The sequence below is a fragment of the Gottfriedia sp. ABJ_BB2_2 genome, assembly GCF_055484705.1.
The window spans coordinates 267,635-293,518 of the sequence record NZ_JBVFKR010000001.1; the positions used below are offsets into that span (position 1 = coordinate 267,635).

23 protein-coding genes are annotated in these 25,884 nt (G+C 33.0%); 2 read left to right on the forward strand and 21 right to left on the reverse strand.

The features are described from left to right. Positions 1-215: 215 nt before the first annotated feature. The 13 genes from ACX6U0_RS01475 to galU form a co-directional block, all read right to left on the reverse strand. Complete coding sequence (locus ACX6U0_RS01475; protein WP_464958237.1) at positions 216-638, reverse strand: VOC family protein; 423 nt, start codon at positions 636-638, stop codon at positions 216-218. A gap of 79 nt (positions 639-717) precedes the next feature. After that, positions 718-1,602 (reverse strand): proline iminopeptidase-family hydrolase, encoded by an 885-nt coding sequence (locus tag ACX6U0_RS01480; protein ID WP_464958238.1) that lies wholly within the window; start codon positions 1,600-1,602, stop codon positions 718-720. A gap of 129 nt (positions 1,603-1,731) precedes the next feature. Beyond that, the gene (locus tag ACX6U0_RS01485; protein ID WP_464958239.1) at positions 1,732-2,217 is read right to left on the reverse strand and encodes a hypothetical protein; all 486 of its coding nucleotides are present in this window, start codon (positions 2,215-2,217) and stop codon (positions 1,732-1,734) included. 85 nt (positions 2,218-2,302) lie between these two features. Then, on the reverse strand, positions 2,303-2,593 hold the full coding sequence (locus ACX6U0_RS01490) for an SAV0927 family protein (RefSeq protein ID WP_464958240.1): 291 nt from the start codon (positions 2,591-2,593) through the stop codon (positions 2,303-2,305). A 276-nt stretch (positions 2,594-2,869) separates the two neighbouring features. After that, a complete protein-coding gene (locus ACX6U0_RS01495; RefSeq protein ID WP_464958241.1) occupies positions 2,870-3,343 on the reverse strand; it encodes a DinB family protein in 474 nt (157 codons plus the stop codon). A 322-nt stretch (positions 3,344-3,665) separates the two neighbouring features. Then, positions 3,666-5,387 carry an alpha-keto acid decarboxylase family protein gene (locus ACX6U0_RS01500; RefSeq protein WP_464958242.1) on the reverse strand — a complete coding sequence of 574 codons (1,722 nt, stop codon included), beginning with the start codon at positions 5,385-5,387 and terminating at the stop codon, positions 3,666-3,668. Positions 5,388-5,651: 264 nt separating this feature from the next. After that, positions 5,652-7,043 (reverse strand): D-arabinono-1,4-lactone oxidase, encoded by a 1,392-nt coding sequence (locus ACX6U0_RS01505; protein WP_464958243.1) that lies wholly within the window; start codon positions 7,041-7,043, stop codon positions 5,652-5,654. Next, positions 7,031-8,221: an amino acid deaminase/aldolase gene (locus ACX6U0_RS01510; protein WP_464958244.1), complete on the reverse strand. Its 1,191-nt coding sequence runs from the start codon at positions 8,219-8,221 to the stop codon at positions 7,031-7,033. The genes ACX6U0_RS01505 and ACX6U0_RS01510 overlap by 13 nt, the downstream gene beginning before the upstream one ends. Positions 8,222-8,353: 132 nt before the next feature. Beyond that, positions 8,354-8,878, reverse strand: a complete 525-nt coding sequence (locus tag ACX6U0_RS01515; RefSeq protein ID WP_464958245.1) for a hypothetical protein — start codon at positions 8,876-8,878, stop codon at positions 8,354-8,356. Positions 8,879-9,112: 234 nt separating this feature from the next. Next, positions 9,113-9,535 (reverse strand): GtrA family protein, encoded by a 423-nt coding sequence (locus ACX6U0_RS01520; protein WP_464958246.1) that lies wholly within the window; start codon positions 9,533-9,535, stop codon positions 9,113-9,115. Beyond that, the gene (locus tag ACX6U0_RS01525; RefSeq protein WP_464958247.1) at positions 9,535-10,644 is read right to left on the reverse strand and encodes a glycosyltransferase family 2 protein; all 1,110 of its coding nucleotides are present in this window, start codon (positions 10,642-10,644) and stop codon (positions 9,535-9,537) included. Before ACX6U0_RS01525 ends, ACX6U0_RS01520 begins: the two co-directional genes overlap by 1 nt. 22 nt (positions 10,645-10,666) lie before the next feature. Further along, a complete protein-coding gene (locus tag ACX6U0_RS01530) occupies positions 10,667-12,352 on the reverse strand; it encodes a DUF6044 family protein (RefSeq protein WP_464958248.1) in 1,686 nt (561 codons plus the stop codon). Between the two features lie 191 nt (positions 12,353-12,543). Next, on the reverse strand, positions 12,544-13,476 hold the full coding sequence (galU, locus tag ACX6U0_RS01535) for a UTP--glucose-1-phosphate uridylyltransferase GalU (RefSeq protein ID WP_464958249.1): 933 nt from the start codon (positions 13,474-13,476) through the stop codon (positions 12,544-12,546). A 273-nt stretch (positions 13,477-13,749) separates the two neighbouring features. Here galU and ACX6U0_RS01540 point away from each other — a divergent pair, with 273 nt between their 5' ends. Next, positions 13,750-15,972 carry an alpha-galactosidase gene (locus tag ACX6U0_RS01540; protein WP_464958250.1) on the forward strand — a complete coding sequence of 741 codons (2,223 nt, stop codon included), beginning with the start codon at positions 13,750-13,752 and terminating at the stop codon, positions 15,970-15,972. A 204-nt stretch (positions 15,973-16,176) separates the two neighbouring features. Here the strand turns inward: ACX6U0_RS01540 and ACX6U0_RS01545 are convergent, their stop codons facing one another. The 7 genes from ACX6U0_RS01545 to ACX6U0_RS01575 form a co-directional block, all read right to left on the reverse strand. Beyond that, entirely contained in the window at positions 16,177-16,599 is a 423-nt protein-coding gene (locus ACX6U0_RS01545) for a CotD family spore coat protein (RefSeq protein ID WP_464958251.1), read from the reverse strand. 286 nt (positions 16,600-16,885) lie between these two features. Beyond that, the gene (locus tag ACX6U0_RS01550; protein WP_464958252.1) at positions 16,886-18,013 is read right to left on the reverse strand and encodes a Ger(x)C family spore germination protein; all 1,128 of its coding nucleotides are present in this window, start codon (positions 18,011-18,013) and stop codon (positions 16,886-16,888) included. Continuing rightward, positions 18,003-19,106 carry a GerAB/ArcD/ProY family transporter gene (locus ACX6U0_RS01555; RefSeq protein ID WP_464958253.1) on the reverse strand — a complete coding sequence of 368 codons (1,104 nt, stop codon included), beginning with the start codon at positions 19,104-19,106 and terminating at the stop codon, positions 18,003-18,005. Before ACX6U0_RS01555 ends, ACX6U0_RS01550 begins: the two co-directional genes overlap by 11 nt. Next, positions 19,096-20,595 carry a spore germination protein gene (locus ACX6U0_RS01560; RefSeq protein ID WP_464958254.1) on the reverse strand — a complete coding sequence of 500 codons (1,500 nt, stop codon included), beginning with the start codon at positions 20,593-20,595 and terminating at the stop codon, positions 19,096-19,098. Before ACX6U0_RS01560 ends, ACX6U0_RS01555 begins: the two co-directional genes overlap by 11 nt. A gap of 157 nt (positions 20,596-20,752) precedes the next feature. After that, positions 20,753-22,606 (reverse strand): PTS fructose transporter subunit IIABC, encoded by a 1,854-nt coding sequence (locus ACX6U0_RS01565; protein ID WP_464958255.1) that lies wholly within the window; start codon positions 22,604-22,606, stop codon positions 20,753-20,755. 12 nt (positions 22,607-22,618) lie between these two features. Next, positions 22,619-23,530 carry a 1-phosphofructokinase gene (pfkB, locus tag ACX6U0_RS01570; RefSeq protein ID WP_464958256.1) on the reverse strand — a complete coding sequence of 304 codons (912 nt, stop codon included), beginning with the start codon at positions 23,528-23,530 and terminating at the stop codon, positions 22,619-22,621. After that, a complete protein-coding gene (locus ACX6U0_RS01575; protein WP_464958257.1) occupies positions 23,531-24,283 on the reverse strand; it encodes a DeoR/GlpR family DNA-binding transcription regulator in 753 nt (250 codons plus the stop codon). 228 nt (positions 24,284-24,511) lie between these two features. Here ACX6U0_RS01575 and ACX6U0_RS01580 point away from each other — a divergent pair, with 228 nt between their 5' ends. After that, positions 24,512-24,994: a DinB family protein gene (locus ACX6U0_RS01580; protein WP_464958258.1), complete on the forward strand. Its 483-nt coding sequence runs from the start codon at positions 24,512-24,514 to the stop codon at positions 24,992-24,994. Between the two features lie 45 nt (positions 24,995-25,039). On the opposite strand, the gene ACX6U0_RS01585 is transcribed toward ACX6U0_RS01580, so the two are convergent. Continuing rightward, positions 25,040-25,831, reverse strand: coding sequence for a DUF4931 domain-containing protein (locus ACX6U0_RS01585; protein WP_464958259.1), 792 nt, complete (start codon positions 25,829-25,831; stop codon positions 25,040-25,042). Positions 25,832-25,884 lie beyond the last annotated feature (53 nt).

The following is a 25,884-nucleotide window of genomic DNA, read 5'->3' on the forward strand; positions in this document are numbered from 1 at the left end:
TTACATTTAATGAATTATTCGACATAAATATTGTTATTCCTTGTTCAAAAAACGGATGTCCTAAAGTAAAAAAATTGGAATGGTAGATTAGATCTGATGTAATCGACATTTACAAATTAAAAAAAGCTGCTTATTAGGCAGCTTTTGAATTTCAAATTAAGTCATTCGTTTGTTATATAGTTATGCTTTAATCTAAAAAGTAGAATAGTAAAATCTTAACAAATCCTGTTTGCAAAAGGATGATTATCTGTGAATTGTATTAAATCCCACAAATTCCCGTATAAATCCTTAAATACTGCTACAGTACCGTAATCTTGTGTTTTAGGTTCTCTTACAAATTCAATCCCTCTTGAAGTCATTTCGTTATAATCTCTCCAAAAATCATCTGTGCCTAAAAAGAGAAAAACTCTTCCACCTGCTTGGTTCCCGATAAAAGATTCCTGTTCTGCTTTAGAAGCTTTTGCGAGTAATATAGTAGTACCGTTTGAACCTGGAGGCGATACAACAACCCATCTCTTATCTTGTTCTTGCTGGTAAGTATCCTCTAATAATTGAAAGTTTAGCTTCTTAGTATAAAAATCTATTGCGTCATCATAATCTTTTACAACTAGTGCTATATGTACAATGGATTGAATCACTTTAATTTCTCCTAACTAGTTTATTGCTACTTTATCAATAAATGCATTCTCTTTCCCAAAAAGACAATGTGAACAATGTTTATTTTTGATCGATTACGTCAACATCATTCAAGAAACTTCCAATAACTCGTAAATACTCTTCTTGTTCTTCGATATAAGGCATATGTGCACTCTGCTCAAAAACGTGGAATTTTCCATTCGGTGTAAGGGTGCTAAAGTATTTTGTTGATGCAGGAGTTGCTTCATCAAAACGACCACAAGTATAAATTGTTGGAACATTTATATCTTTTAATTTCGAAGTACAGTCAAAATGCTTTAAGTTACCTGTCACATGAAACTCAGAAGGGCCCCACATAATATTGTAAACTTCTCTATTTCTTAAATGTGCACCATTTTTTATAAATTCCGGATCCGGCTCTTGTCTAAAAACAAAATGCTTATTAAATACTGCTGTAGCATTCTTGTACTCTTCAGAATCTGTAGTTCCATTTTCTTCACAATTTTTTAAAGTTTGTTGAACTTCAAGAGGAAGTAGTTTTCGATTCTTATCTTGATCCTCTGCCCATAGTGGAGCACTCAAACATGGACTTGAAAAGATGATACTCTTCACACCTTCTGGTTTAGATAAGTAATATGCTGCTGCAAGAGTAGTCCCCCACGAGTGACCTAAAATATGAAATTCATCAAGTGAAAGTGCCTCACGGATTTGACCTAATTCTTCTACAAACCGATCAATATTCCATAAAGAAGTGTCTGTTGGCCGGTCAGACTTCCCGCATCCCAATTGATCGTAAAAAATAACCGAGCGATATTCCGCTAGTTTTTGTAAGCCCTGCATTGAATAATGTGAAGAACCTGGCCCTCCATGTAAAACAATAACAGGTGTAGTATTTGTATTTGAATCATGTACTTGATACCATACCTTCCCACCTGTAACATCAATAAAACCCTCTTTTATACTCATCTATTTCTCCCCTTCTTGCATTTTAAAGTTATTTTATAAATTGTATTAAAACTATTGAACTATGTAAAAGTAAGTCATAACTTTATTAAACTATCTCATAGGTACGTTGAACAAGTTATTTTTTAGTATTTACTCTAGAGAATCTGCAAATTCTTTTAACTTATTATATGTATTACTATTTTTAAAGTCCGAACCTATTAAACCTAAGCTATCACAAGCAAAAAATAGGTGTTCACACCAATCTGCGTCATGTTCTTCTACTGCTTTTTCACATTCTATTTCAATATATTTTGTACTGATTTTTTTATCTAAATCTCTAAATATATCAATAGCATCTAAAGTCCCAGGCCAGTTTCGATCCTGCAATTGCTCTGCTAATTTTGGTAAGGCTTTTTCATTTCTTGGATAGCCTATTTTTTTAATAACAGCTACCGCATTTTCCCAACAGGCTTTACTATATTTCGGAATAAGTAAATCAACTTTATCCGGTGGAAGATGGACAAGTATATTCATACTTTCTAATTGAATATCTTTAGGTAGATGCCAATGTAGTTCATAAACATAAGAAAGTATATGTTCATCGTCATAAAATTCATATGAAGAAAAATTTGTCATAAATGCTTACTCCTTATTCAGTAAAATAATTAAACATAACTGATAAAAACAAAGAGCCTCCAATTACATCGGAGACTCAAACGAATTAATATTGATCAGTAAATATTTGTTGGTCCAAGATTCCATGAAAAAACTGTTCAAGAACCGGGACGTCTTCAGTCATAATGCCAAGTTTTTGTACCCAATGTTCAGGATGCTTAATATCTTCCCTACAAATTAACACCATGCGTTCGCTTTGAATAGAAACAACCATGGCTTTTCCTAGAAAATTTCCTGAAAAGATAATCGCAAAGTCGTAGCGATGACTTTCAGTAGCGATGCAGTAATAGTGAATGTTTTGAGTTTCTTTCTCTTCTGATAAAATGTGAAAATTCATCCATACCACTCCTTTTTTTAATTTGCTACTCTCTAGCAACCTATAATTGAAAGGTTAAGTGAATTCAAGAATAAGAAATTCTATACAAGCTACCTTTATTATTAAATTATATATGAATGAACGATTTCCCTTTATTTTTCTCTAAATAATTACATATCCTTGATTTTTATCTTATGTTTTGACATCTTTACTACATACTTCACGCTTTTTGAAGCAAAATTTTGTCATTTAAAATAACCTTCATTAAGAGATACTTTTAAATTTAAATAAACGTAATCAATGTGATAACAGCTTTTTATAAAGTTTAATAATGCTTAAATGCATACCTTCATGATATAAATTGAAGGTTAGAAATTGTTTTGGTGTTTCCAAAGTCATCCCGGCCGATGTGGTATATGGTGGAATAATGTTTTCGTCCAGTCTGTCTGTGAGGGATTCTTGAATTCGAACTTGTTGTTCTTTTAGTAGTTCTTCTAACTCTAATAGAGTAGGTATACGATATGTGTGGGTATTTAAAGGTGACGTACCGTATTCGAATTGTTCCTTGAAACCTTCAGGTAATTTTTGTGGAAGTCCTAAGTATTGAAACGCAAATCTCTCTACTACAACATAGATATGTCCAAGATTCCAACGAATCGAATTTCGAAACCCCTCAGGAATTTGATCTGCCATTTCTTCTGTAACTCCTTCAAGTAGGTTCAAAGTTTGATTTCTTACGAAAGCTAACTGATTGAATAAAAATTGCTCCATTCCCCTCAACTCCTGAATTGTTTGTAGTTTAACAACGCGACATCATTTAAGTGTTTCTCCGTTGTTCGAAATTAAATGATTATTTCGATAAGAAACATCTTAAAAAATGCAGATAAAACCAAAATGTACATTCTTTCTTAGAAAACGCCCTGATTACCATAATATGTTAATTCTCTATGATGCATGATATTCCTTCTATGGCGATTATTGAAGTTTTTGGAACGCAATTTATTAATCCACTGAAAGTTGAAACAAACATAAAAAGTTGGAACCATTTTTTCATGACTCCAACTTTTTAAAGTAATCATATAAAACTCTAACTTTATTCTTTCTGACTACGTTGCATTTCTTGATTCAGCTTATAACTACGCATCTTTTTCATATTTTCAGGTGCATCCATCGGATCCTCGACGATCATTTCAATCATACATAGTCTCTTGACATATTCTTTTTCAGCTTCGTTTATAGCCAGCTCAAGTTCTTCATTTGTCCGAACAATTGAAGTATAAGCATTGCCCCCAAAGACTTCAGTCAACTTAGTGTAGGACCACTGAGGGATTATATTGTATTTTTGATCTTTCGTTTTTACATTTAAGTATTTTTCGATTGTATATCCTTTATTGTTCAAGACGAAGATGATTGGTTTACAACCATAATAGAGCATGGAACTGATTTCTTGGGCAGTTAGCTGTAGTGAACCATCTCCTGTAAAAAGCAATACCCTACGTTCTGGCGCTGCGATACTTGCACCAAACGCAGAGGGAGTTGCATATCCGATGCTCCCCCAGCCGCCCTGTCCTATATATGTAATATTGCTTGGTAATCTTACCTCCGCCATGCCATTGTATAATGTGCCGGTCTCGACGATTACGATGTCATCTTTTTTCAGCATACGTTGGATAATAGGATAATAGCCTGCTGCCTTAAGAGGTTCATCTCTATTTGAATTGTACTGACTATAAGGGAAAGTGACTTTATTTAAGTATCCTTGACCTTTGTATCCTATACTTTTCATTGCACTTAGGATATCGGTAGCTAGTACGTTATGATACTCCGCCTCACCAACCTTAACGAAGTCTGGTTGGATATTGATAGTCATTAATGAATTCAGTTTAGCTGTAAAATTTGCAGTGTTATTGTCTGCCCACACCATTCCAATTGCGATGATACAATCTGCATTTTCTACTGTACTTTTTACTTCGATACTTCCGAATGATCCTAAGTACATTCCTATATAATTTGAATGGGCCTCATTGAATGCGCCCTTTCCGAACATCATCGATGCAACAGGTATATTCATTGCCTCCACCAGTTGAAGAACTTCAGTTTCAAGACCAAAACGCATTGCTTTGACATCGACTAGGATAACTGGACTTTTGGAACGCTCTAGTAGCAGACGTATATGTTCCATCGCAGATTGAAGAGTTTGCTTGTTAGAGGTTCTTTTCTGCGGTACTTGCACTTCCCGGATCATAATCGGCTTTTCTACTAGATCATCTGCCACTACGAGGTACACTGGTTGTTTCTTTTCTTTTGCAATGTGAATCGCTGCTGGAATCTCAATCATTGCATTTTCCGGCGTTAGAACCACACTATAGGCCGTTATCTGTTCATACATCTTACGAAACACTTCAAAATTCCCATCCATTAGTGTATGGTGCATGAGCTTGTGCTCTTTTTGATCTTTTTCTGGAGGAGATCCAACAATGTGAATGACTGGAACATGCTCACTAAAAGCACCAGCTATCGGATTGCACACACTTAGCTCACCAACTCCAAAGGTTGTAATTAGAGCCGACATTCCTTTGATTCTTGCGTATCCGTCTGAAGCATAACCGGAGTTTAATTCGTTCCGTCCTTCAATAAACTTGATTCCGTTGTATCTCTCCAAAGTATCTAGCAATGCAAAATTATAGTCCCCAGCGACGCCGAAAATTTCAGAAATGCCCTCCAATTTTAAACAATCAAATAAATACTGTCCAACTGTTTTATTAGCCATTTCATTAAGTGAGTAAGGATGGTCCGTAATTTTCATCTGATCCATTTACAATATCTCCTTATCTAATTTTTGGACTTGTTAAGTTTACTAGTATCCTTTTTTATTCGTACCCTATCAATGAAAAGGCTATACGATGATTATTGAAAGATTCGATAGATTTTGACTGACAAAAAAAGAAGAGTTCATTTTTAAAGAACTCTTCGAGAGATATAAGAAGTAAATTTTAATAGAAATCAAGTTAGATTAAATAACTCCTTCATTCATCAATTACTCGTCAATCAGTTTTCCCTCATGTAAATCTTTATTTCTTTAAATGATTTCGGCCTCATTTTCACACTCATGGGAATATCTCTGTCCATATTTCCCATCTTTCCTGTCCGGTAGCAACTCGTTTAAAAACAACTTTTTTAAATGATCGTTTAAGAACATCCCATTTGGATCAAGTTGTTGGCGTAACTTTTTAAAGTCTTCTATTTTCGGATAAAGTGCAGTTACTTGATCTGCTTGAAGTGTATGAAGTTTCCCCCAATGAGGTCGTCCATTGTGGCGACGAAAAATTGCCTCAACATCAGCAAAGTATTTTTCATGCTCCATTCCTTTATACATATGGACTGCAATATACGCAGAGTCACGTCCGTGTGCTGGACTTAGCCAAATATCGTCCCCTTTCACATAGCGACATTCAATAGGAAAATGAACATAATAATTGTTTTTCTCGACAAGCTGATGGATTTCACGTACAACAGTTTCCATTAATTCTGCTGGAACGCTGTATTCCATTTCATTAAAACGAACGAGACGAGTTGTTGTAAATAATTGATGTGTATAACCAACATCCTTTCCAGTATCAACGAATTTCGCCGACAAGCGACTGATTGATTTACTCAAACTGGGAATTGTACGACAAACACGTGAAAGTGCCCCAAATAGTCCATTTTCCATTACCATTTGATTCAAATTACGCCAAAAACGATTGACTGGCAACTTGTTCGTTGATTCATTCATTAATTTTGCTTGAATCGTATTTGTGTGTGGAAACCAGAAAAATTCAAAGTTGCGATAATGGGCTCTATACTCCTCCAAATGCTTAAAACATTCATTTAATGTTAACCGTTTACTTTCATATGTAAGGACAGTTGCTGGAATGACACGTAATGTTACTTTCACAATAATTCCTAACATTCCAAGTGAAACTTGTAACGCCTTAAATAAATCTGGATGACTCTGATTATTACATGTCAAAATCTCGCCACTAGCAGTGACGATTTGGATTTCTACTGCTTGAGTCGAAATACTGCCAAGCTTACTTCCTGTTCCATGTGTACCAGTACTAATAGCCCCAGCTATCGATTGTGTATCAATATCACCAAGATTTTCTTGCGCCCATCCTTGTCTATGAAGAGCCGCACTTAAATCTCGTAATTTTGTTCCTGCCCATACAACCACTGTTTGTGTCACTGGATCGACGTTTTCGACACCAGCAAGATGGTCAAGTGAAACAAGCACATCGTTTGTATACACAACCGGCGTAAATGAATGACCCGATCCAACTACGCGAATTCCTCTTCCTTCTTCATTACACTGTTTTACTAACGAAATAACATCTTCAACACTAGTTGGATAAGCGATATGTGACGGTTTACTTTGAACGATACCAGACCAATTTTGCCAAATTTCATGATTTTCTTTTAAAGAAAACATAGTCCATCCCCTCGATAAGTAGTTACTTTATTAACAATTTCACCATTTGAAACACAATAAAGATGATTAAACCGCTCGCAAAGCTCACCAGCTTTTGCATGCCGTAAAAAAATAGGATCACCGAGATTTAAGGTTGTGGTCCCCCGGTAATCAATTGGTGTCTGCACTTCACCTGCTCCTTCAAGCGACAATAATTGAGCGTTCTCTGGCAAATATGGCTTTGGTAACTTATCTGTTCCAACTGCTCCTGACGCAATGTAGCCACCTCCAGCACACGTGAATAGATGAGTATCCGGTTTACGAACTATTTCGATCGCAAATCCCGCAGCTGGCTTATATTGAAAGTCCCGATAGTTGTCAAATAACCCCGGAGAGAAAAAACCTGACCCGACAGTTACTTCTGTTACAACATTTTCATTTGTTGTTGTATGCAAACTTCCTGTCCCGCCTCCATTCACAAATTGAAGCGAAATACCGTACGCTTCAATCATTTGAATCGTCGCTGCTCGTCTTTTTGCAAGTCGCTTGATAGATTGCTTTTTTAGTAATGTAATAATCTTATTTTTGGCAGATTGCTTTGGATATTGGTCACCAAGACCTGCAATTTGGGCCTCGTATCCCATCACTCCTACTAAACTAACTGACGACGCCCCCATGATTTCCTCAACAACTACTTTCGCATCACCTACACTCTGAATTGGTGAACGCCAAACGCCGAAATGAAGACCCGGAACATCCATTGACAAATCAATATCGAGACAAAGAGGGAGTGTAACGTTAAACTTTTGAGCAATATTGTTAAGGTGTTTTATGTGTTCGACTGAGTCAACCATTAACGTAATCATTTTGCCTTGTTGATTTAACTGACAAATTTTCGCTACAGCTTCTGAATCCCAAATTGGATAGCCTATTAAAATATCTTCAATTCCTTCGTTCAATAAATACATTGCTTCATTCGCAGTAAAACACATCACACCTTGAAACAATGCATGTTTTTCCAAAATATATTTAATAATAAAAACGCTTCGAATCGATTTCGTCGCAATTCGAATGTTTTTATGTGAGGCCGCTAAAACAATCCTTTCAATGTTTTCATCTAATAAATCAAAATCTACAAACCCAAACGGTTTTGCTGTATTTTCAAATATACTCTTATAATATTGATAATCATGTTCCATTACATCATTCCTTTCTATTTATTATGAAAGATTTGTATTCACTTTCTGCAGTATTGAAAACTAAAGAAAAGTAATTTTAATTTTAAAATATATTTTTCATAAAATTCAGATAATTAATCTTATAAATTTCTATTATTTACTATACGTTGTTTTCCATTTATCACTCCAAGTTTGGTAATCTAGACTAGTAATTTCACCTAAAGTTTTACCGTCTAGTGAATATGGATTACCTACAAGTTCTTCATTTGTAACTGGAAATGATGTTCCCCCGATTACTTTCCCTTCGTACTGAATTACCATTACTCTTACCTGATTAAGATAATTTTCATTATTTTTATAAATTTTATCAAGTGGATGATTCTTTACAATAAACGTTTCAATTGTAATAGCTTTATTTATATACTGATCAGGTCTCTCTTTTTGAACACCCCAAAACACCATTTCGCTAGGAGAAAGTAGCATTTCTTTCTTTAAAGTATACTTAGTCATACCTTCGTATGATTTGACAATATATCCTTTTTCTTTGAGAAAATCATCTGCTCGACCTTTAATATTTGAAAGCACGTTGTTATTTTTATTATGACTTTCTTTACCATCTATTGAACAGCCTGATAATAATAATACAGAACTTATTACGACTAATTGTAATTTAAACAAGTTTATAGTTCTCCTCTCTATGATGAACCAGTACGATAAGCAAATAAAAAAAATCTTTTAATATCCATATTCCTCAAGATAATATTGAATTCCTTCTTCAAACTTTACTATTAGTAACCAATATGAAAAAGACTGCCGTAGCAGTCATTTGTGTTTTAACTAATTAAATGAAAAAAGAAAAAACCTTTCATTTAGTGTATTTCCATCCTACACAAAAGAAAGGTTTTCCATCATTCAATTTAATTGTTTTTGATTTTCCTCTAAACGAAAAACGAATAGTTTTTGACAAAAATAGTTGGTGACCGTGTAAATCGCAGTACTTAGTAAGATTGCGAGGTCTGTTTGGAATGAAATCGAAAAGTCCATTCGATCTTTAATTGACCAATCAACTAAAAGTGTTCCTAAGTGATATGAGATAAAATAACAAAATAGAATGACAAGCAAAAATTTAATGATACTTTTTTGAATGGAGCCATTATTTTTAAAGGTAAATTTTCGGTTTAAAATAAAGCTAACGACAGCGCCGACAGAATTTCCAATAAATGTGGATATCCAATAAGATTGATTTGCAAAGTGGTAAAGTAAATACATAAACGATAGGCCAACAAACGTATTTATCAGTCCAACAATTAAAAATCGCACAAAAGTAAAGTTCATTATTTACTCCTCTTTATTTCCACTTTACTTAAGAAATTCTGTGACTCGGAAACAAGATTATTGTTAATTGCATATCTTGGACGCTTTTTAATTTCATGATGTATCCGATCTAAATATACATTTAGATTTGGTTTGCGATTACTCATATTAGCTTCTTTTAATGAGTAAATATCTTTTTCAATTGCGTATTTTGGTCGACTTTTCACTTCTTGATAGATTTTACCAATATATTCTCCAATGATTCCAATGCCCAAAAGTTGTATACCGCCTACAAACCATATTGAAATCATTATGGATGTCCAACCAGATTTTGTATTACCTAGGATTGCTTGAACAAAAGAGTATCCTCCTGCTATCGCACTAATAATTAAAGATAGAAATCCAATGAAAGTAACAAAACGAATTGGTGTCACACTGAATGATGTGATCCCGTCAAATGCAAATGAGAGCATTTTTTTCAGAGGGTATTTGGATTCTCCAGCAAAGCGTTCCTTACGATCATAATAAACAATGCTAGACTGGAAACCAATTAATGGAATTAAACCTCTCAAAAATAAATTTGTTTCTTTGAATTTCAATAATTCGTTAAGAGCACGTTTGCTTAGTAGCCGATAATCTGCATGATTAGGAATCAATTTTATACCTATTTTTTCCATGAATCGATAAAATCCTAATGCAGTAGTTCGTTTGAAATATGTATCTGTATTTCTACAATCTCTTACCCCATAAACAATGTCATAACCTTCCTTAAACTTATCTAGAAAGTTATATATGATTGAAATATCATCTTGTAAATCGGCGTCAATTGATACAACACAATCCGATTGCTTACTTGCAATTTCTAGTCCAGCCAATAATGCATTCTGATGACCTACATTTCTAGCTAATTTTAAACCTTTTACAAATGGATTTTGTTTGTTTTCAGATAAAATTAAATCCCATGTACGATCCTTACTTCCATCATCTACAAAAAGAATACTACTTCTCTTTGAAATTTCATTTTGATTGACTAAACTTTTTAGAAGAGTAGACAATTGAGAAGCTGTTTCAGAAAAAACTTCCTCTTCATTAAAACAAGGAACTACAATTGTCAATACCGGTTTCATCAAATAAACACTTCCTTCATAGCTGTTAAATTACTTCATAGAGGTAAATTCTCCAAGCAGATTGTTGATCATCGAACGTATTCATTAATTTCATTCCATTTTGTGTCGCATTATTAATTGGAACTGCTGAAAATATATATTTCCCACCCATTTTTTTAAACATTTTTGTATTTAATTGTAGATTATTAATTTCTTTATTTGAGTCTTTCTCATAATCATATTTTTTGCCGAGTTCAGCTACAAAAATATAACATCTTCCACCCCATTGATCGAAATATCTCTTTAATTTTGGACTCTTATCTAATTCTTTAGCAATTATGCTTCTAAATTGATGCTTATATCTTAAAGGATAAAAATTATTATAAGTATCAATTGTATAAAACCCATTATATTGTGAAATTGCTGGATGTAGCCCAATACTAGCTACCCTATATTCTTCTTTCGGTTTTCCGATGTATTCATCTATTTTTTTAAATTGTTTTTCAGCGTAAAATTCTTTAAAATTTGGTGAGCCATACACACTGTATACAATTTCCTCATTTGAGGTAATGACTACAACCATCTGTACTAGCAGACAAAGCTTTACAAAAGTTTGACCAATCTTCCCTTTTTGCCATAACAAATAGCAACCTGTAGCAAACATAAGATAGATAACCATCGGTCTTAGAAAATGAAATCTTGCAAAATTGAAAGTGTTTAATAATTGAAACTGTTCTTTTAACGGTTCCCAACCTTTAAAAAACCAAAATGCATACCAGACAGATAGCAAGATATTGAGAACAAATAAATAGATAAAGTCTTTTACATATTTACTTTTCTTTTCACCTCTAAGCATGATAAGGGCAATAAATGATAGCGGTAGTATAACAAGCGTATGTAGAGCTAATACATGTGTATGTCCAATAATGTAGTTTTTGAAGACTAAACGAATCGTACGGCGAAGTCCAAGAATCGAACTCACAAACTCATTTCTGCTCGTAGGCTCATCTGGAAAAAGTAACGAATAGACAAGACGGTATTCTATCGCTAAATAAATCATTGTCATGCATATGATACTTCCTAAAAAAGCCCAATTCATCCTCTCTTTAATGAATAAATCTCTTACCCATAATACCCCTACTGCAAATAAAAAAAAGAAAAAACCTAAAACGAAGCTTGAATAAAATGGTAATAAGATAATTGTTAGCCATACTGGATATGTATTTTTGCCGTTTCTAATATGTAAAAATGCCCAAAGTGCTAATGGCATCCCTAGTGTACTAAGCATACCTGATGGCCAAAATGGCGTGAGTGCAAACGCAAGCGATACCCAAACTCTAATTAGATAAGCATCCTTAGTGGGAATAAAGTGATCTACTAAAAGTTTATACATTCCAATGAATGCAAAAACTCTCGTAATCGTTTGAGACAAAGCATAGGCAAGCATTGAAGGGAAAATTGCATGAAGCCATTGAATCCCACTAAACTCTGTTCCATAAGCATTTCTTGGAAGTCCATTGATAACTTGTGGAATGACATCATTAATATTGCCAAATAAGGTACCACTGTTTTTTAATGTTTTATACCAGGCAATATTTGAATCCAGATTATCATGAATTCTTATATGAGCGCTTTCACCTAATATAAATAGAGGTGATACAAACAAAATTAATAGAATTGTTGCTAAAAAGATATGCTGTTTTTCAACACTCCATTGCTTCCAAAAATTCATCAGTATTCACCACACAAACTTTAGCATTATTAAAAAAGATACATTTTATAAACATTGTAAAAATAATAAAAGTGTAATTTATTCCTGTTTATCTTACCCAACAAAGCTGCCAATCATTACTAATTATTTCACTACAAAATATCCAATAAAAAACATCTTGAATGCATTTTATTGCAAACAAGATGTAATCATTAGATACGGTCAATTTTTTCAATCGTTCCTCTTTTCTTAAATCGTTTCACTTTTGGTTGTTCTACCCTTGAAACTAATTTTTGTAAGTATTGTAACAACGGCTTATTTAAATCATTGTGACGCATCGCAAATTCAATATTAGTTGTAATAAAGCCAATAATTTCACCAACATCATATCTAGTCCCTTGAAATTCATAAGCGAAAATATCTTGTGTCGTGTTTAACCGTTGAAGTGCGTCCGTTAATTGAATTTCGCCGTTTGTCCCCTCTTCTAAGTTCTCTAAAAAGCCGAAAACTTCGGGGGTTAATACATAACGACCCATTATTGCTAAATTAGATGGTGCTTGACCTGGAAGTGGTTTTTCGATTAAATTTTTTATTTTATATAACTCATTTTCTTTCCGTGAAGGATCTATTATTCCGTAACGGTATGTTTCAGATGTAGCGACAGGTTTTACACCAATAATGGAAGAACCAACTTGTTGAAATTGATCTATTAATTGTTTAATACAAGGGGTTGTTGACTCAACGATATCGTCTCCTAGTAATACAGCGAACGGTTCATCACCAATAAATTTTCTCGCACACCATACTGCATGTCCTAATCCCTTAGGTTCTTTTTGGCGTATATAATGTATGTCAGCCATTTTAGATGATTTAAGTACTTGTTGAAGTAAACCATCCTTCCCTTTGTCAAAGAGATTTTGTTCTAATTCAAACACATGGTCGAAATGATCTTCTATCGCCCTTTTTCCTTTTCCAGTTACTATGATGATATCTTCAATTCCTGCTTCAATCGCTTCTTCAACTATATATTGTATGGTCGGTCTATTTACAATTGGCAGCATTTCTTTTGGCATTGCCTTCGTAGCTGGTAAAAACCGAGTTCCAAATCCAGCAGCTGGTATGATCGCTTTTTTGACCTTTTTCATTTTAATTTCTCCCTTTTACCAAATTAAAATATGATCTTGGTTCTCGATAGATGTTTTTCGTTACAATATCTTATTATTGATGTCTACGATAATTTGATTATTAACATACTATTAAAATGTGTATTTTTTTATGTCCCATATTTAGTGAAATGGGATTCAATCTCTTTCTAAAAACATTGTAGATTTCTAGAATTCTATGAAATTTAGGACATAAAATGAAGTACGAAACTAAAAAACGACTAAATCCTGTCTATCCAAATTGGAGTGATAAACTTGATTATTGTTGATGATAAAGAAAAACAATTCCATTTAACGAATGGTCAAATAAGCTATATTTTTTATGTAATGAAAAATGGTCATCTTGGTTCCGTATATTTTGGTGAAGCGCTTAATGTAAATAGTGATTTTTCAAATATAGAAAGTCATTTTTATCCAAATACCTATTCTTCTCATTATGAAGGAGACCGTGCTTTTAGTTTAGAAACAATCAGGCAGGAATATCCTGTTTACGGAACGACAGATTACCGGGAACCAGCATTGAGTATTATTGGGGAAAATGGAAGTCATGTTTCGAACTTTATTTATAAATATTATTCTATTACAAAAGGGAAGCCAGTTTTGGATGGATTACCTTCAACGTATACAGATAATGAAGAAGATGCAGAAACCATTCAAATTGTTCTTGAGGATACTGTTTTAGCGGCAGAGTTGATTCTTTCCTATACAATCTTTAAAAATTTACGAGTGATAACACGGAGTGCATATATTTGCAATAAGGGTAAGAATCCGTTTTTTTTGGAACGATTTATGAGTACTTCTGTAGATTTTCCAGATAAGGACTTTAGCATGGTTCAGTTAAGCGGTGCCTGGGCAAAGGAACGTTATGTAAAAGCACGTCGCTTAGAAACTGGAATTCAATCAATCTCTAGCTTACGTGGGGCTAGTTCGCATCAACATAACCCTTTTCTTGCATTTTTAAGACAAGATGCAAATGAAATGCAGGGAGAAGTTTTTAGCTTCAATTTTATCTATAGTTCAAACTTTATTGCCCAAGCTGAGGTTGATCAATTTGATTGTTTAAGGGTTACGATGGGGATTCATCCATTTCGTTTTAAATGGAAGTTATGTCCAAATGAGCATTTTCAATCACCAGAGGTTGTGATGGTTCATTCAAATAGTGGATTAAATGGCATGAGTCAAACTTATCATGATTTATACCGAAATTATTTAATTAGAGGTGTTTGGAAGAAGGCTATAAGGCCTATTCTACTTAACAATTGGGAGGCGACATATTTTCATTTTAATGAGCAAAAGCTACTTGATATTGCAACAGCATCAAAAGAGCTCGGAATTGAATTATTTGTTCTAGATGATGGATGGTTTGGTAATCGGAATGATGCAACCTCTTCTTTAGGAGATTGGTTTCCGAATACAAGCAAATTCCCAAACGGTATGCAACATTTTATTAGTGAAATAGAGCGTTTAGGATTACAGTTTGGTTTATGGATTGAACCAGAAATGATTAGTCCAAAAAGTGAGTTATATCAGCTTCAACCTAATTGGGCCGTAAAAACACCAGACCGCCCTACCTCATTAGGAAGAAACCAACTTGTTTTAGATTTTTCGAGAAAAGACATTGTGGATGAAATATACAATCAAATCACTAAGATCATTGAAGAAACTAATTTATCCTATATAAAATGGGATATGAATCGAAATATTACAGAAGCTTATTCATTAAATTTGGATTTAGATCAACAAGATGAGTTTTTTCACAGATATATACTTGGTGTATATGACTTATATGAACGATTACATACCAATTTTCCGCACATATTGTTTGAATCCTGCGCTGGTGGTGGTGGACGGTTTGATGCTGGTTTATTATATTACGCACCACAAGCTTGGACTAGTGATGACACTGATCCGATTGAAAGACTAAAGATTCAATATGGCTCTTCTTTTGCTTATCCACTAAGTAGCATTGGTTCCCATGTTTCTACTAGTCCAAATGATCAAACTTTACGTTGTTCTTCTTTGAAAACACGTGGTAACGTAGCTTACTTTGGTACGTTTGGTTATGAATTAGACCCTACTTTATTAAATGAAATTGAAAAAACGACAATTAAGAATCAAATAAAATTTTATAAGAAGCATCAATCACTGATTCATTTTGGCGATTTTTACCGAATCGTAAGCCCTTTTAAAGGTAATGAAACCGCTTGGATGATTGTTAGTAAAGAAAAAGATGAAGCCTTAATCGGGTGGTACAAAGTATTAGCGACTCCTAATCCTAAAAAATATCAAGCTTTAAAATTAACTGGTTTAGAAAAAAGCTATCAATATTATGTTGAACAATTAGAACGCTATTTTTATGGTGATGAACTAATGTTTCATGGTATGCCACTACCAATCGAATTTAACGGGCCAAATAAAAAAATTGCCAAACGAAAAGGTGATTTTCAATCAGAAGTTTTCTATATAAAAAAGAAATAGATCTTTCAGAATTCCTGTCAAACGCTCGATTTGTCGTTGTATATAGTGCTCATTACCCGGTTATGTGTAAATCCGCTACTCAGCTTGCTACTAAGCATCGAAAGACATGCGTTTATCAGTCTGAATCACTTAGTTTTTAACTTATTCTACAAACTGACAAAAAAGCATCCACTATTGTGAATGCTTTTTTACTTTAAAGATGATTTATAGCCATCTTCTGCAGTTTCTGTGTCTACGATTGTTATTACTATTATTACTATTACTAACATTATTATTTGAAGATCCATTGTTGTTATTACCATTGTTTGCAGAATCTACTCTACGACAATTATTTGAATTTAAATCACTTCCACAGTCATAATTTTCGACAACTGTTTCATTTACATCAGAATTATATACTGGATAATAATTTTCATTACGAATAACTGTTCTATTAATATTTTCAACTTCTGTTGGATGAATGTTTCTTACTGTTCTGTAATTCGTATTTGTATTTGTTACTCTTTGTGTAGGATTCATAATGACTTCGTCTTGACTTGGTGACACAGAATTTGATCCATTATTAGAACCTGTATTTGCAACAGAGCCCCATCGTCTATTTCTTCTTGAATTATTGTTACAACCCATAATATCTAATCCCTCTCTTTTTTAATTTGGAAAGCTACCTGTTATAAATATGTCTTTTTTAGAAAACTTGTCCTAGGTAATCACACAAAATCCAATAAATGTGTATAACACTATTTAAGTTTTTGATTCAGTTCAAATCGTTTTGGTGAAAATTCATTAAATATGTGAAAATAAAAAAGCACTCAAAAAATGAGCGCTCTCGTTATTTTCATCATTCAATTTATTAGAAAAATAGAATTTACAAGTTATGAAAACCAAATTTGTTATAGTTTTGTTAAGTCTCATCTTACTCAATAATTCCCGTACCTGTTATTTCCACTTTAATATTTGGTTTGATAGTAATTTTAGGATAAGCTTTTTCCCAATCTAATGATTTCCAAACTTTTGGATGGAATGCAATTAAATCTCTGCCAATTCCAAAAGCATCGCAATTTGCTAATTGTAGTGTTTTAATTAATTTTTCGGCTTTTTTGGTTAACTGTTTTGAAATTTCTTTGTTCAATCTTTTAATCTCTTTTTGATCTGCAAGATTGTCTTTCGGATATTCAAGTGCTTCTACTTTTATATTTAAATCAAATTCAGCTGTAATTTCATTCTTTTTCTTGATTTTTATTTCTTTATTCACTTTATTGTTTTTCACCTGTACTGAGATAAACCGATTTCTCTCATCTTTTTCTTTAGGATTTACTTCTAAAGTGAATTTTGCATACTTTTTCATTTGATCCTTCATCATTAATAATAATGTAGGCTCTTCATCATATATATTGTAACCAGTATATTTTCGTCCATTAAATAACGCTATACCATATACATCTATCATTTTATCATCTGTTTTTCCAATATATGGAAGTGTAATATCTTCTCCAGGATCAAATAATGTAGGACAAATAGATTGAACATTTTCTTCAGGAACTAAAGTAGATGTTTCAGCAGTTGTTACAATTTCTAGTAATTCTTCACTAATTAGTGATTCTTCTACTACTCTTAGATTTAAAATATCAGCTGCTTTGTCTTTAGTTATCACAACTTTTGCTCCTAAAGAGCTTCTTGGGTCACGATAAATGATATCTAGTACCGGATATAAATCCTCCTTCGCTAAATCTTCATGAAATAATAATACTCGGGCTTTACTAGTTGCATATTCACCTGATATTTTCTTCATAATTTTTGTTCTTGAATCAGAAAAAGTATTTGCTAAAGTACTGACGATTACATTCGTTAAAACTGGTTCAGATGTTCCTTTACTTGCTTGAGCGATTGTTTGAATAACGGCTGTTACTAATAATTTCCCATCTTTTTCTAAATCTGCACCAACACCGTAAACAAGCTTAGATTGACTTAACAATCTTTGATCCCAACAACTAGTCAGAAATAAGAGACAGCAAAAAAATAAGATACAAAATTTAATTTTCATATAAATGGCTTTGCTCCTTCTTTTTTCTAATAATTGAAACAATCAATAATATAAGAGGAATGAAAGCAATAAAAAAATAACTAGAATATGAGACGATTAAGTTAAATTTATCTATTATTTTGTCTTCTTGTGGGATAAAAACTGAAATGAGCATTATGAGAATCCCTAATACTAAAGTGACTTTTTTATGATTTTTCTGTTTAAAAATTTTTTCCATCCCAACACTGGCAATATGTAAGTAAGTAACAAATGATGTTATGATTGGAACAACCCAAATTGAAAGAAATATTAAGTCAAGTCTTTCTACAACTTCATATGATAAGGCTTTTAACATATATAAAATGGGTTCCGATACAATCCCTATTTCTTCCGGACTAAAAACAACATAGCTGGTTATTAAAAAAAAGGTATATAAAACAGTTACAAATGTAATTGCGAAAGTTGAATTTTTTAAAATGTCTTTAGCATTTCCTTTGACAAAAGGATAGATGACTAATAATGATTCAAAACCTAGCATTGCTGTCAAGGAATCGTGTGAACCAATCATGATATTTTTAAAACCTGCTTGTCCAACAGGGAGCAAATATTTAAAATTAGCATCTTTGTATGAAAGCAATTCTAAAAATACTAAAAAAAGAATTAGGAGTGAAACAAAAGTAAAAAATCTGCCGATTACTTTCAAGTTTTCTCTCGCTAAGTACACACCGGTACCAACTATACAAAGAATAATGACATATGGAGGTGTAAACGTTAGTATCCATTTCTTTAATATGCTAACTGTAATGGTCACAACAAATATTGCAATAATAAAAAAATTAAGTGCATACAAGAATGAAATGACTGTCCCTACATACTTCCCTACAATTTTATTTGAATAATCGTATATTGTATCGTTCGGAAATCGTTTCCCTAGTGCCCACATGATGAACAAGAATAGAAATACGATTACCCCCGCAATTAAGACTGAAATCCAACCATCATTTTTCGCATGTAAATGTACCATGTATGGAAGTGAAAGTAGACCAACCCCAATTTGGGATTGTAAAATAAAGAACATAAGTTGTGATCTAGAAAGGTATTTTTTATTCTTCATTTTGTTTCCAACCTCTTGGATTTTTTGCACTTCTTAATTTTTTCGGTAAGGCAGAGCGTGGACGATCTGTCATTTTCCACATTGGTACCCTATAAATCGTATCTTTTAAATCTTTTCGTCTCAACGGAGCAAAAGGTGCAAAATATGGAGTTCCAAATGATTCAAGCTTACACAGATGAATTAAAATAATCATCAAACCAAATACAATCCCTATCAAACCTATAATTGCAGCTGCAAACATTAACGGAAAACCTAATAATCTAACTGAAGTTCCCATTTCACTGTCTGGTGCCGCAAAAGATGATATAGCAGTAATTGAAATGACGACTAGCATTGTATTAGAAATTAAGTTTGCTTCTACAACTGCAGTACCAATAACTAACCCACCTACAACACCAAGTGTTTGTGAAATGGGACTAGGTAAGCGAATGGCTGACTCTCTCAATAATTCGAGCGTTATTTGCATACTTAATGCCTCTATTAAAGGTGGAAAAGGTATATATTCTAACGAACTCTTTACATTAGAAACTAGTTCAATCGGTATGATTTCAAAATGGTAGGAAACTAACGCAATATAAAGTGCAGGCAGTGAAATTGATATGATAAAGCTTACCATCCTCATTAATCGAAAGAATGATACCATCATCCATCTACTGTTATAATCATCACTTGTCTGATAAAAGGAAAAGAAAGTGATTGGCATGACTAGTACTGACGGGTTACCATCAGTTATAATCGCTACCCTTCCATCCATTAAATTTGCAGATACTCGATCTGGTCTTGATGTCGTTAACATTTGGGGAAATGGTGAGAAAGAATTATCTTCAATAAATTCTTCTATATTAGTGACATAATCTACATCAATATAAGAAATTCTCCGCTCAACTTCTTTTACCAAGTCTTCGTTTGCTATTGTATCAACATATACAATTGCCAAACTAGTATCAGATTCTCTCCCAATAGTGACATATTTTATGACTAAATTTGGATTATTTATTCTTCTTCTCAAAAGATTAATATTTGTTTCTAAACTCTCAATAAAACCATCCTGTGCACCACGCAAAACTTGTTCAGTGTCAGGTTGTTCTATTGAACGACTTTCCAATAACGCAACGTTTAAAATAATAGCCGTTGTTTCATTATCAGTGAAAATTACAGCATTTCCTTTGACTAGTGCTACAACACTTTCATCAAACGAACTTGAGGTTTTAATTTCTTTAATTGAAACAGTTTCCTCTATCGTTTCCTTAGGATTTTGGATGATTTGTTGGATAATCTGTGTCTCAAGTACCTCACTCTTAATAAGGGTATCAATAAATACAATCCCTATTTTTCTATTGGCAAATTCTAAATTTCTAACCATTAAATCACTGGAATGTAAAAGTGATTTTTTCACATTATCAATATTTTCATCTAGTTTTATTGAAATATTTTTATAAACCATATGAGAACCCGATCGGTTCATAGGATTGTTTTTAATTCCGCTCATAAGTGAATGACTCCTCATTGAAACCCAAAATAAAGTAAATATATTTTATGTTAAATAGAGTTTAATATACATGAGAGACTAGTACTTCTATCTAATTCTAAATAACAAAACGATTCTATCTCCATGATAGAATCGTTTTGTTTTCTTTTATATATTATTACTTTTGGTCAACTTTCTTTTTCCAAATACCAAGAATCAGAGCTGTAATAACAGAACCGATGAGTATAGCTAGTAAATACATGAAAGGTTTATTAACTAAAGGAATGACAAATGCCCCACCATGTGGTGCTGGTAAAGTAATACCAAATGCCATTGCTAAACCACCGGCAATTGATGAACCGATTACTGAGCTGACTATCACTCTGATCGGATCTGCCGCAGCGAATGGAATTGCTCCTTCAGTAATGAATGAAATTCCCATAATATAGTTAGTTACACCAGATTTGCGTTCTAATTCTGTAAACTTTGATTTAAAAATAGTTGTTGCTAATGCGATCCCAAGTGGTGGTACCATCCCGCCTGCCATAACAGCAGCATGAGGACCGAAATTTTGTGCAGAAATTGCAGCAATTCCGAATGTAAAAGCAGCTTTGTTGATTGGACCACCCATATCTACAGCCATCATACCACCTAATATTAATCCTAGTAAAATAGCATTTCCACCACTTAAACTACTTAGCCAATCCGTTAAAGCTGTATTTAAAAATGTAACAGGTGGATTTACAACAAGCTCCATTAATACACCTGTAATTAATAATCCAAACACTGGATAAAGTAAAACTGGTTTCATACCTTCAAGCGATTCTGGTAGTTTTGAAAATAGTTTTCGTAAACCAATTACAACATAACCTGCTAAGAAACCAGCAACTAAACCACCTAAGAAACCAGCACCAGCATTAGCAGCTAAAAATCCACCGACAACACCAGGTGCGAACCCTGGGCGATCTGCAATTGAACTTGCAATAAAACCAGCGAGAATTGGTATTAAGAAGCTAAATGCACCAGCCCCACCTATTTTCATTAATAATTCAGCAATAGGACCTTTTGTATGAATTCCACCAAATGCAAAAGCTAATGCGATTAGAATACCACCACTAACAACAAATGGTAGCATATTACTTACACCATTCATTAAGTGTTTATAGATACCCGAGCCTTTTTCCTTAGAAGCTTCGTCACTATTTCCTTTATCCGTTCCTTTAAATATTGGTGCATCTTGTTTCACAGCACGTTCAATCAATTCTTTCGGCTTACGGATTCCTTCTGCAACAGGTACTTGTATGACATGTTTACCTTCAAAACGATTGACATCAACATTTTTATCAGCTGCGACAATAATCGCTGTTGCTTTTCTGATTTCATCTAATGTAAGTTCATTTTTCACACCAGTTGAACCATTTGTTTCTACCTTGATATCTACATTTAGTTCTCTTCCTTTTGCTTTTAATGCATCTGCGGCCATATACGTATGTGCAATACCAGTAGGACAAGCAGTAACTGCAAGAATAAGAGTCTTTTTAGAATGAGTTGAAATAGACACTTCTTCTTGATGAATAGCATCTTCCTTTTCATTAATTAATGCAATCACTTCTTCTGCGTCGGCTGCACCTAATAATGAACTTCGGAATGCCTCATCCATTAATAAAGTGGATAATCGAGATAAAGTTTCTAAATGTGCATTATTTGCTCCTTCACTTGCTGCAATCATAAAAAATAAATGCGCAGGTTGTCCATCTAATGAATCATATTCAATACCTGAATTAGAGCGACCAAATGCTATTGCCGGTGTTTTAACTGCAGAAGTCTTGGCGTGTGGTATCGCAATTCCTTCACCGATACCAGTTGTGCTTTGAGATTCACGCCCTAAGATTGCTTCAATAAATTGATCTTTATCATGTAATCGGTTCGTTTCAAATAATACATTTGCTAATTCATCTATCACTGATGCTTTATTTGCAGACTGTAAATTGATGAGAACTGTATCAATTTTTAATAAATCAGTTATTCTCATTTTCTCTCCACCTTATCTCTTTTCGATCTTCACTTGATCGATAAGTTCTTCAATTTTTTCTCTATTTGTTAAATCTGATGAAAAGGCTGTTGCACTTCCTGCTGCAACTGCTGTTTTAAATGAAGTTTCTTTATCATTGGTTTTAACGAATGTTCCAATAAAACCAGCAACCAGTGAATCTCCAGCGCCAACAGAATTAATAACATTACCTTTTGGTACATTTGCTACAAAAATATCTTTTTCTGTAATAAGAATTGCACCCATTCCTGCTAATGATATACCAACATTCTTTGCACCTAGCTCAATCAGTTTTTTAGCGTATGGAATTGCTTCTTCGACAGTTGAAATTGTAACGTCAAATAATTCGCCAAGTTCGTGATGATTTGGTTTAATAAAAAATGGCTTATGTTTTACGACATCTAATAAAGCCTTGCCGCTTGCATCTACAACAATGTTTACGTCTTTTTCATTTCCCCATCTTGCAATTTTTTCATATAAATCCGCTGATAATGTACTCGGAATACTACCCGCCAGTATTAAATAGTCTCCAGGTTGAATTTGTTCTAATTTCTTAAAGAAATCAATTTCATTTTGTGTTGAAATTGGTGGACCCTGTCCATTTATTTCGGTTTCATATTCTGACTTTAATTTAATATTGATACGTGAATCCCCATTAACTCTTACAAAATCAGATAATACACTTTCACTTTTTAATACGTTTTCAATAAAATCACCAGTAAATCCACCTATAAAACCAAAAGCAATACTATTTACATTTAGTCTTTTTAAAACTCTTGATACATTTATTCCTTTACCACCAGGGAATTTTTGTTCACTGCTCATACGATTGATCTGGTCAATTTGAAAATGATCAACGTGTACGATGTAATCAATTGATGGGTTAAGCGTTACAGTATAAATCATTTATTTCACTACCTTTATTAATGTTGTAAGTTTCTCATATGTTGTTGTTAGTTCTTCGTCTAGTTCATCAGTAATGATATTAGCTTCATTAATATCAGCGATTTTTGCGAATGAAGTTTCAGAGAATTTACTATAATCAGCTAGAATAAATTTTTTTTCTGAGTAAGAAATGGCTGTTTTCTTCACAAATGCCTCTTCCGGATCTGGTGTCGTATAGCCGTACTTCGGATGAACACCGTTTGTTCCAATAAAACATTTATCAAAACGAAAACTTTGAAGATTTTCAGCGGCCATATTTCCGATCAAAGCTTTTGTATGCCCTTTCATTTTCCCGCCTAAAAGATAGGCAGTTACTTCATTTTCAAACAAAGCTTCAACATGCATTAAACCATTTGTGACAACAGTAACATCTAAGCCTTTAAGTAAAGGAATCATTTCAAAGGTAGTACTTCCTGCATCCAAATAAATGCAATCCCCTTCATTTATTTGTGAAATGGATAATGAAGCAATTAATTTTTTGTTTTGAACGTTTTTGGTTGTTTTTTCTGTCATGCTTAACTCTGTTGCTTTACTATTTAATGATGCTGCTCCACCATGTACTCTCTTTATTAAATGTAAGGATTCAAGTTCAATTAAATCACGACGGATTGTTGATTCAGAAGTGTTTGTAACTTCAACAATATCTCTTAGTTTTACGACTCCGTGTTCCTTCACCATGCTAATAATTAGTTGCTGTCTTTCAGGTGTTAACATATGAATCATCCTTTCGATATGTTTAGTATAAAGTAGCATTATCAAAAATTCAATCAAAAACTTTCAAAAACTATCATTATCATTCAAATGTGTTCAAATTTATAGAATTTTCATAATATATTAGTGAAATCTTTATCTTCTCATGGCAATATTTGACAAATATTGCTAGTTAGATTTGGTACGATGTAACTAGAATTGATTTTTAATTTTAGAAATGAGGGAATGACAATGAAAGAAAATATTCAAATCCGAAACGAACTTTTTGAAGCTGTTGGAGGTTTATCAAATGATCAGTTAAATCAAAAAGTGAATGACGATAAGTGGTCGATTATGCAAGTATTAGATCATTTATATCTTATGGAAGCTGGACTAGTAAAAATCATGACAAAAACATTTAACACAGCACCTTCTGAAGTAATTTCAGAAAAGCCGATCCATTTAACACTAGATCGAACTCAAAAATTTAATGCACCAAACTATTTCGTACCAACTAATGAATTTGTAACACTTGAAGAAATGAAGCAAAAATTAACGAATTCTAGAAATGCATTACATACGTTTGTAGAGGAAACCAAAAATCATCAACTAGAGGACAAAGGATTTCCGCACCCTGCTTTTGGTCAAATGAATTTAAAACAGTGGATTCCATTTATAGGATTACACGAAAAACGCCATCTTGAACAAATTAACGACATTAAAAATCAACTATAAAAGAAAAGGATGTTTACAAATATTGTAAACATCTTTTTTTTAAAACTAATTCTGATTAATTTTAATTAATTCTTCTTTATAAAGTTTTAATATTTGATCTTTATGTACTTCTAATTGATTGCTAACTTGCGAAATTGAGTAACCAATAAATAAAGGAGATACAACAAAACGAGGAATGACTTTACAAATGATGTTTCCATTCCATTTATAAAAAAATAAATTATAACTATTTAAACCATCATAAAAATTGTTTAATAAATAGTGTATAACAATCTGTAATAACCTAGCCATATCAGATAAATATGAGCGATCTTCAATTATGATATTAAACTCTCTAAACCCCATCATAGGATGTGTAGAAATATTCAATTCCACGCCCTGTTTTGATATAATTTTGATTCCTTCAAAATAGATATCCGTTATTTTCTTCTTATAATCAATATTTTTCAAACCAACAATTTGCATATGTGGATGGTTTAATGTACCACCAGATAATGGCCCATGATTTTTATAAAAGATGACAGATTTAAATTCTTCTGTTTTCTCCATTTCATCCCATTTTTGAACCGCGAAATTCAATAACTCTTTCATGTGGCTTTCTGTATATTTAGAAATATCCCCATTGCAATCATCACTTTCGATAATAACTGTTTGTAATGTATCCTCAAGTGTAGGGAATTTATTCTTTAGATAAATGATTGAACCAGAAGTATCTATTATATCGGTTAAATTTTCTCGATCACAAAATGGACATTTCGTTGTTTTATTGACAATATTTTCTGGTTTTTTAATACCTATATCCATTTTAAACTGAAGTATTTCATTTTGAATATCCATCCTAATTTTCCCCTTTGTACTTATTGAATTAAATACAACCTATTATTTTTTCT

Excerpts from the sequence above, each read along its gene's own strand:
- ACX6U0_RS01555 (WP_464958253.1), bottom strand. The coding sequence starts at position 19,106 with ATGAAGAATAAAAAATACCTTTCTAGATCACAACTTATGTTCTTTATT.
- ACX6U0_RS01510 (WP_464958244.1), bottom strand. The coding sequence starts at position 8,221 with ATGGAACATGATTATCAATATTATAAGAGTATATTTGAAAATACAGCA.
- ACX6U0_RS01580 (WP_464958258.1), top strand. The coding sequence starts at position 24,512 with ATGAAAGAAAATATTCAAATCCGAAACGAACTTTTTGAAGCTGTTGGA.
- ACX6U0_RS01505 (WP_464958243.1), bottom strand. The coding sequence starts at position 7,043 with ATGTTTTCTTTAAAAGAAAATCATGAAATTTGGCAAAATTGGTCTGGT.
- pfkB (WP_464958256.1), bottom strand. The coding sequence starts at position 23,530 with ATGATTTATACTGTAACGCTTAACCCATCAATTGATTACATCGTACAC.
- ACX6U0_RS01520 (WP_464958246.1), bottom strand. The coding sequence starts at position 9,535 with ATGAACTTTACTTTTGTGCGATTTTTAATTGTTGGACTGATAAATACG.
- ACX6U0_RS01495 (WP_464958241.1), bottom strand. The coding sequence starts at position 3,343 with ATGGAGCAATTTTTATTCAATCAGTTAGCTTTCGTAAGAAATCAAACT.
- ACX6U0_RS01550 (WP_464958252.1), bottom strand. The coding sequence starts at position 18,013 with ATGAAAATTAAATTTTGTATCTTATTTTTTTGCTGTCTCTTATTTCTG.
- ACX6U0_RS01485 (WP_464958239.1), bottom strand. The coding sequence starts at position 2,217 with ATGACAAATTTTTCTTCATATGAATTTTATGACGATGAACATATACTT.
- ACX6U0_RS01560 (WP_464958254.1), bottom strand. The coding sequence starts at position 20,595 with ATGAGCGGAATTAAAAACAATCCTATGAACCGATCGGGTTCTCATATG.
- ACX6U0_RS01480 (WP_464958238.1), bottom strand. The coding sequence starts at position 1,602 with ATGAGTATAAAAGAGGGTTTTATTGATGTTACAGGTGGGAAGGTATGG.
- ACX6U0_RS01500 (WP_464958242.1), bottom strand. The coding sequence starts at position 5,387 with ATGGATCAGATGAAAATTACGGACCATCCTTACTCACTTAATGAAATG.
- galU (WP_464958249.1), bottom strand. The coding sequence starts at position 13,476 with ATGAAAAAGGTCAAAAAAGCGATCATACCAGCTGCTGGATTTGGAACT.
- ACX6U0_RS01575 (WP_464958257.1), bottom strand. The coding sequence starts at position 24,283 with ATGTTAACACCTGAAAGACAGCAACTAATTATTAGCATGGTGAAGGAA.
- ACX6U0_RS01565 (WP_464958255.1), bottom strand. The coding sequence starts at position 22,606 with ATGAGAATAACTGATTTATTAAAAATTGATACAGTTCTCATCAATTTA.
- ACX6U0_RS01585 (WP_464958259.1), bottom strand. The coding sequence starts at position 25,831 with ATGGATATTCAAAATGAAATACTTCAGTTTAAAATGGATATAGGTATT.
- ACX6U0_RS01490 (WP_464958240.1), bottom strand. The coding sequence starts at position 2,593 with ATGAATTTTCACATTTTATCAGAAGAGAAAGAAACTCAAAACATTCAC.
- ACX6U0_RS01545 (WP_464958251.1), bottom strand. The coding sequence starts at position 16,599 with ATGGGTTGTAACAATAATTCAAGAAGAAATAGACGATGGGGCTCTGTT.
- ACX6U0_RS01530 (WP_464958248.1), bottom strand. The coding sequence starts at position 12,352 with ATGAATTTTTGGAAGCAATGGAGTGTTGAAAAACAGCATATCTTTTTA.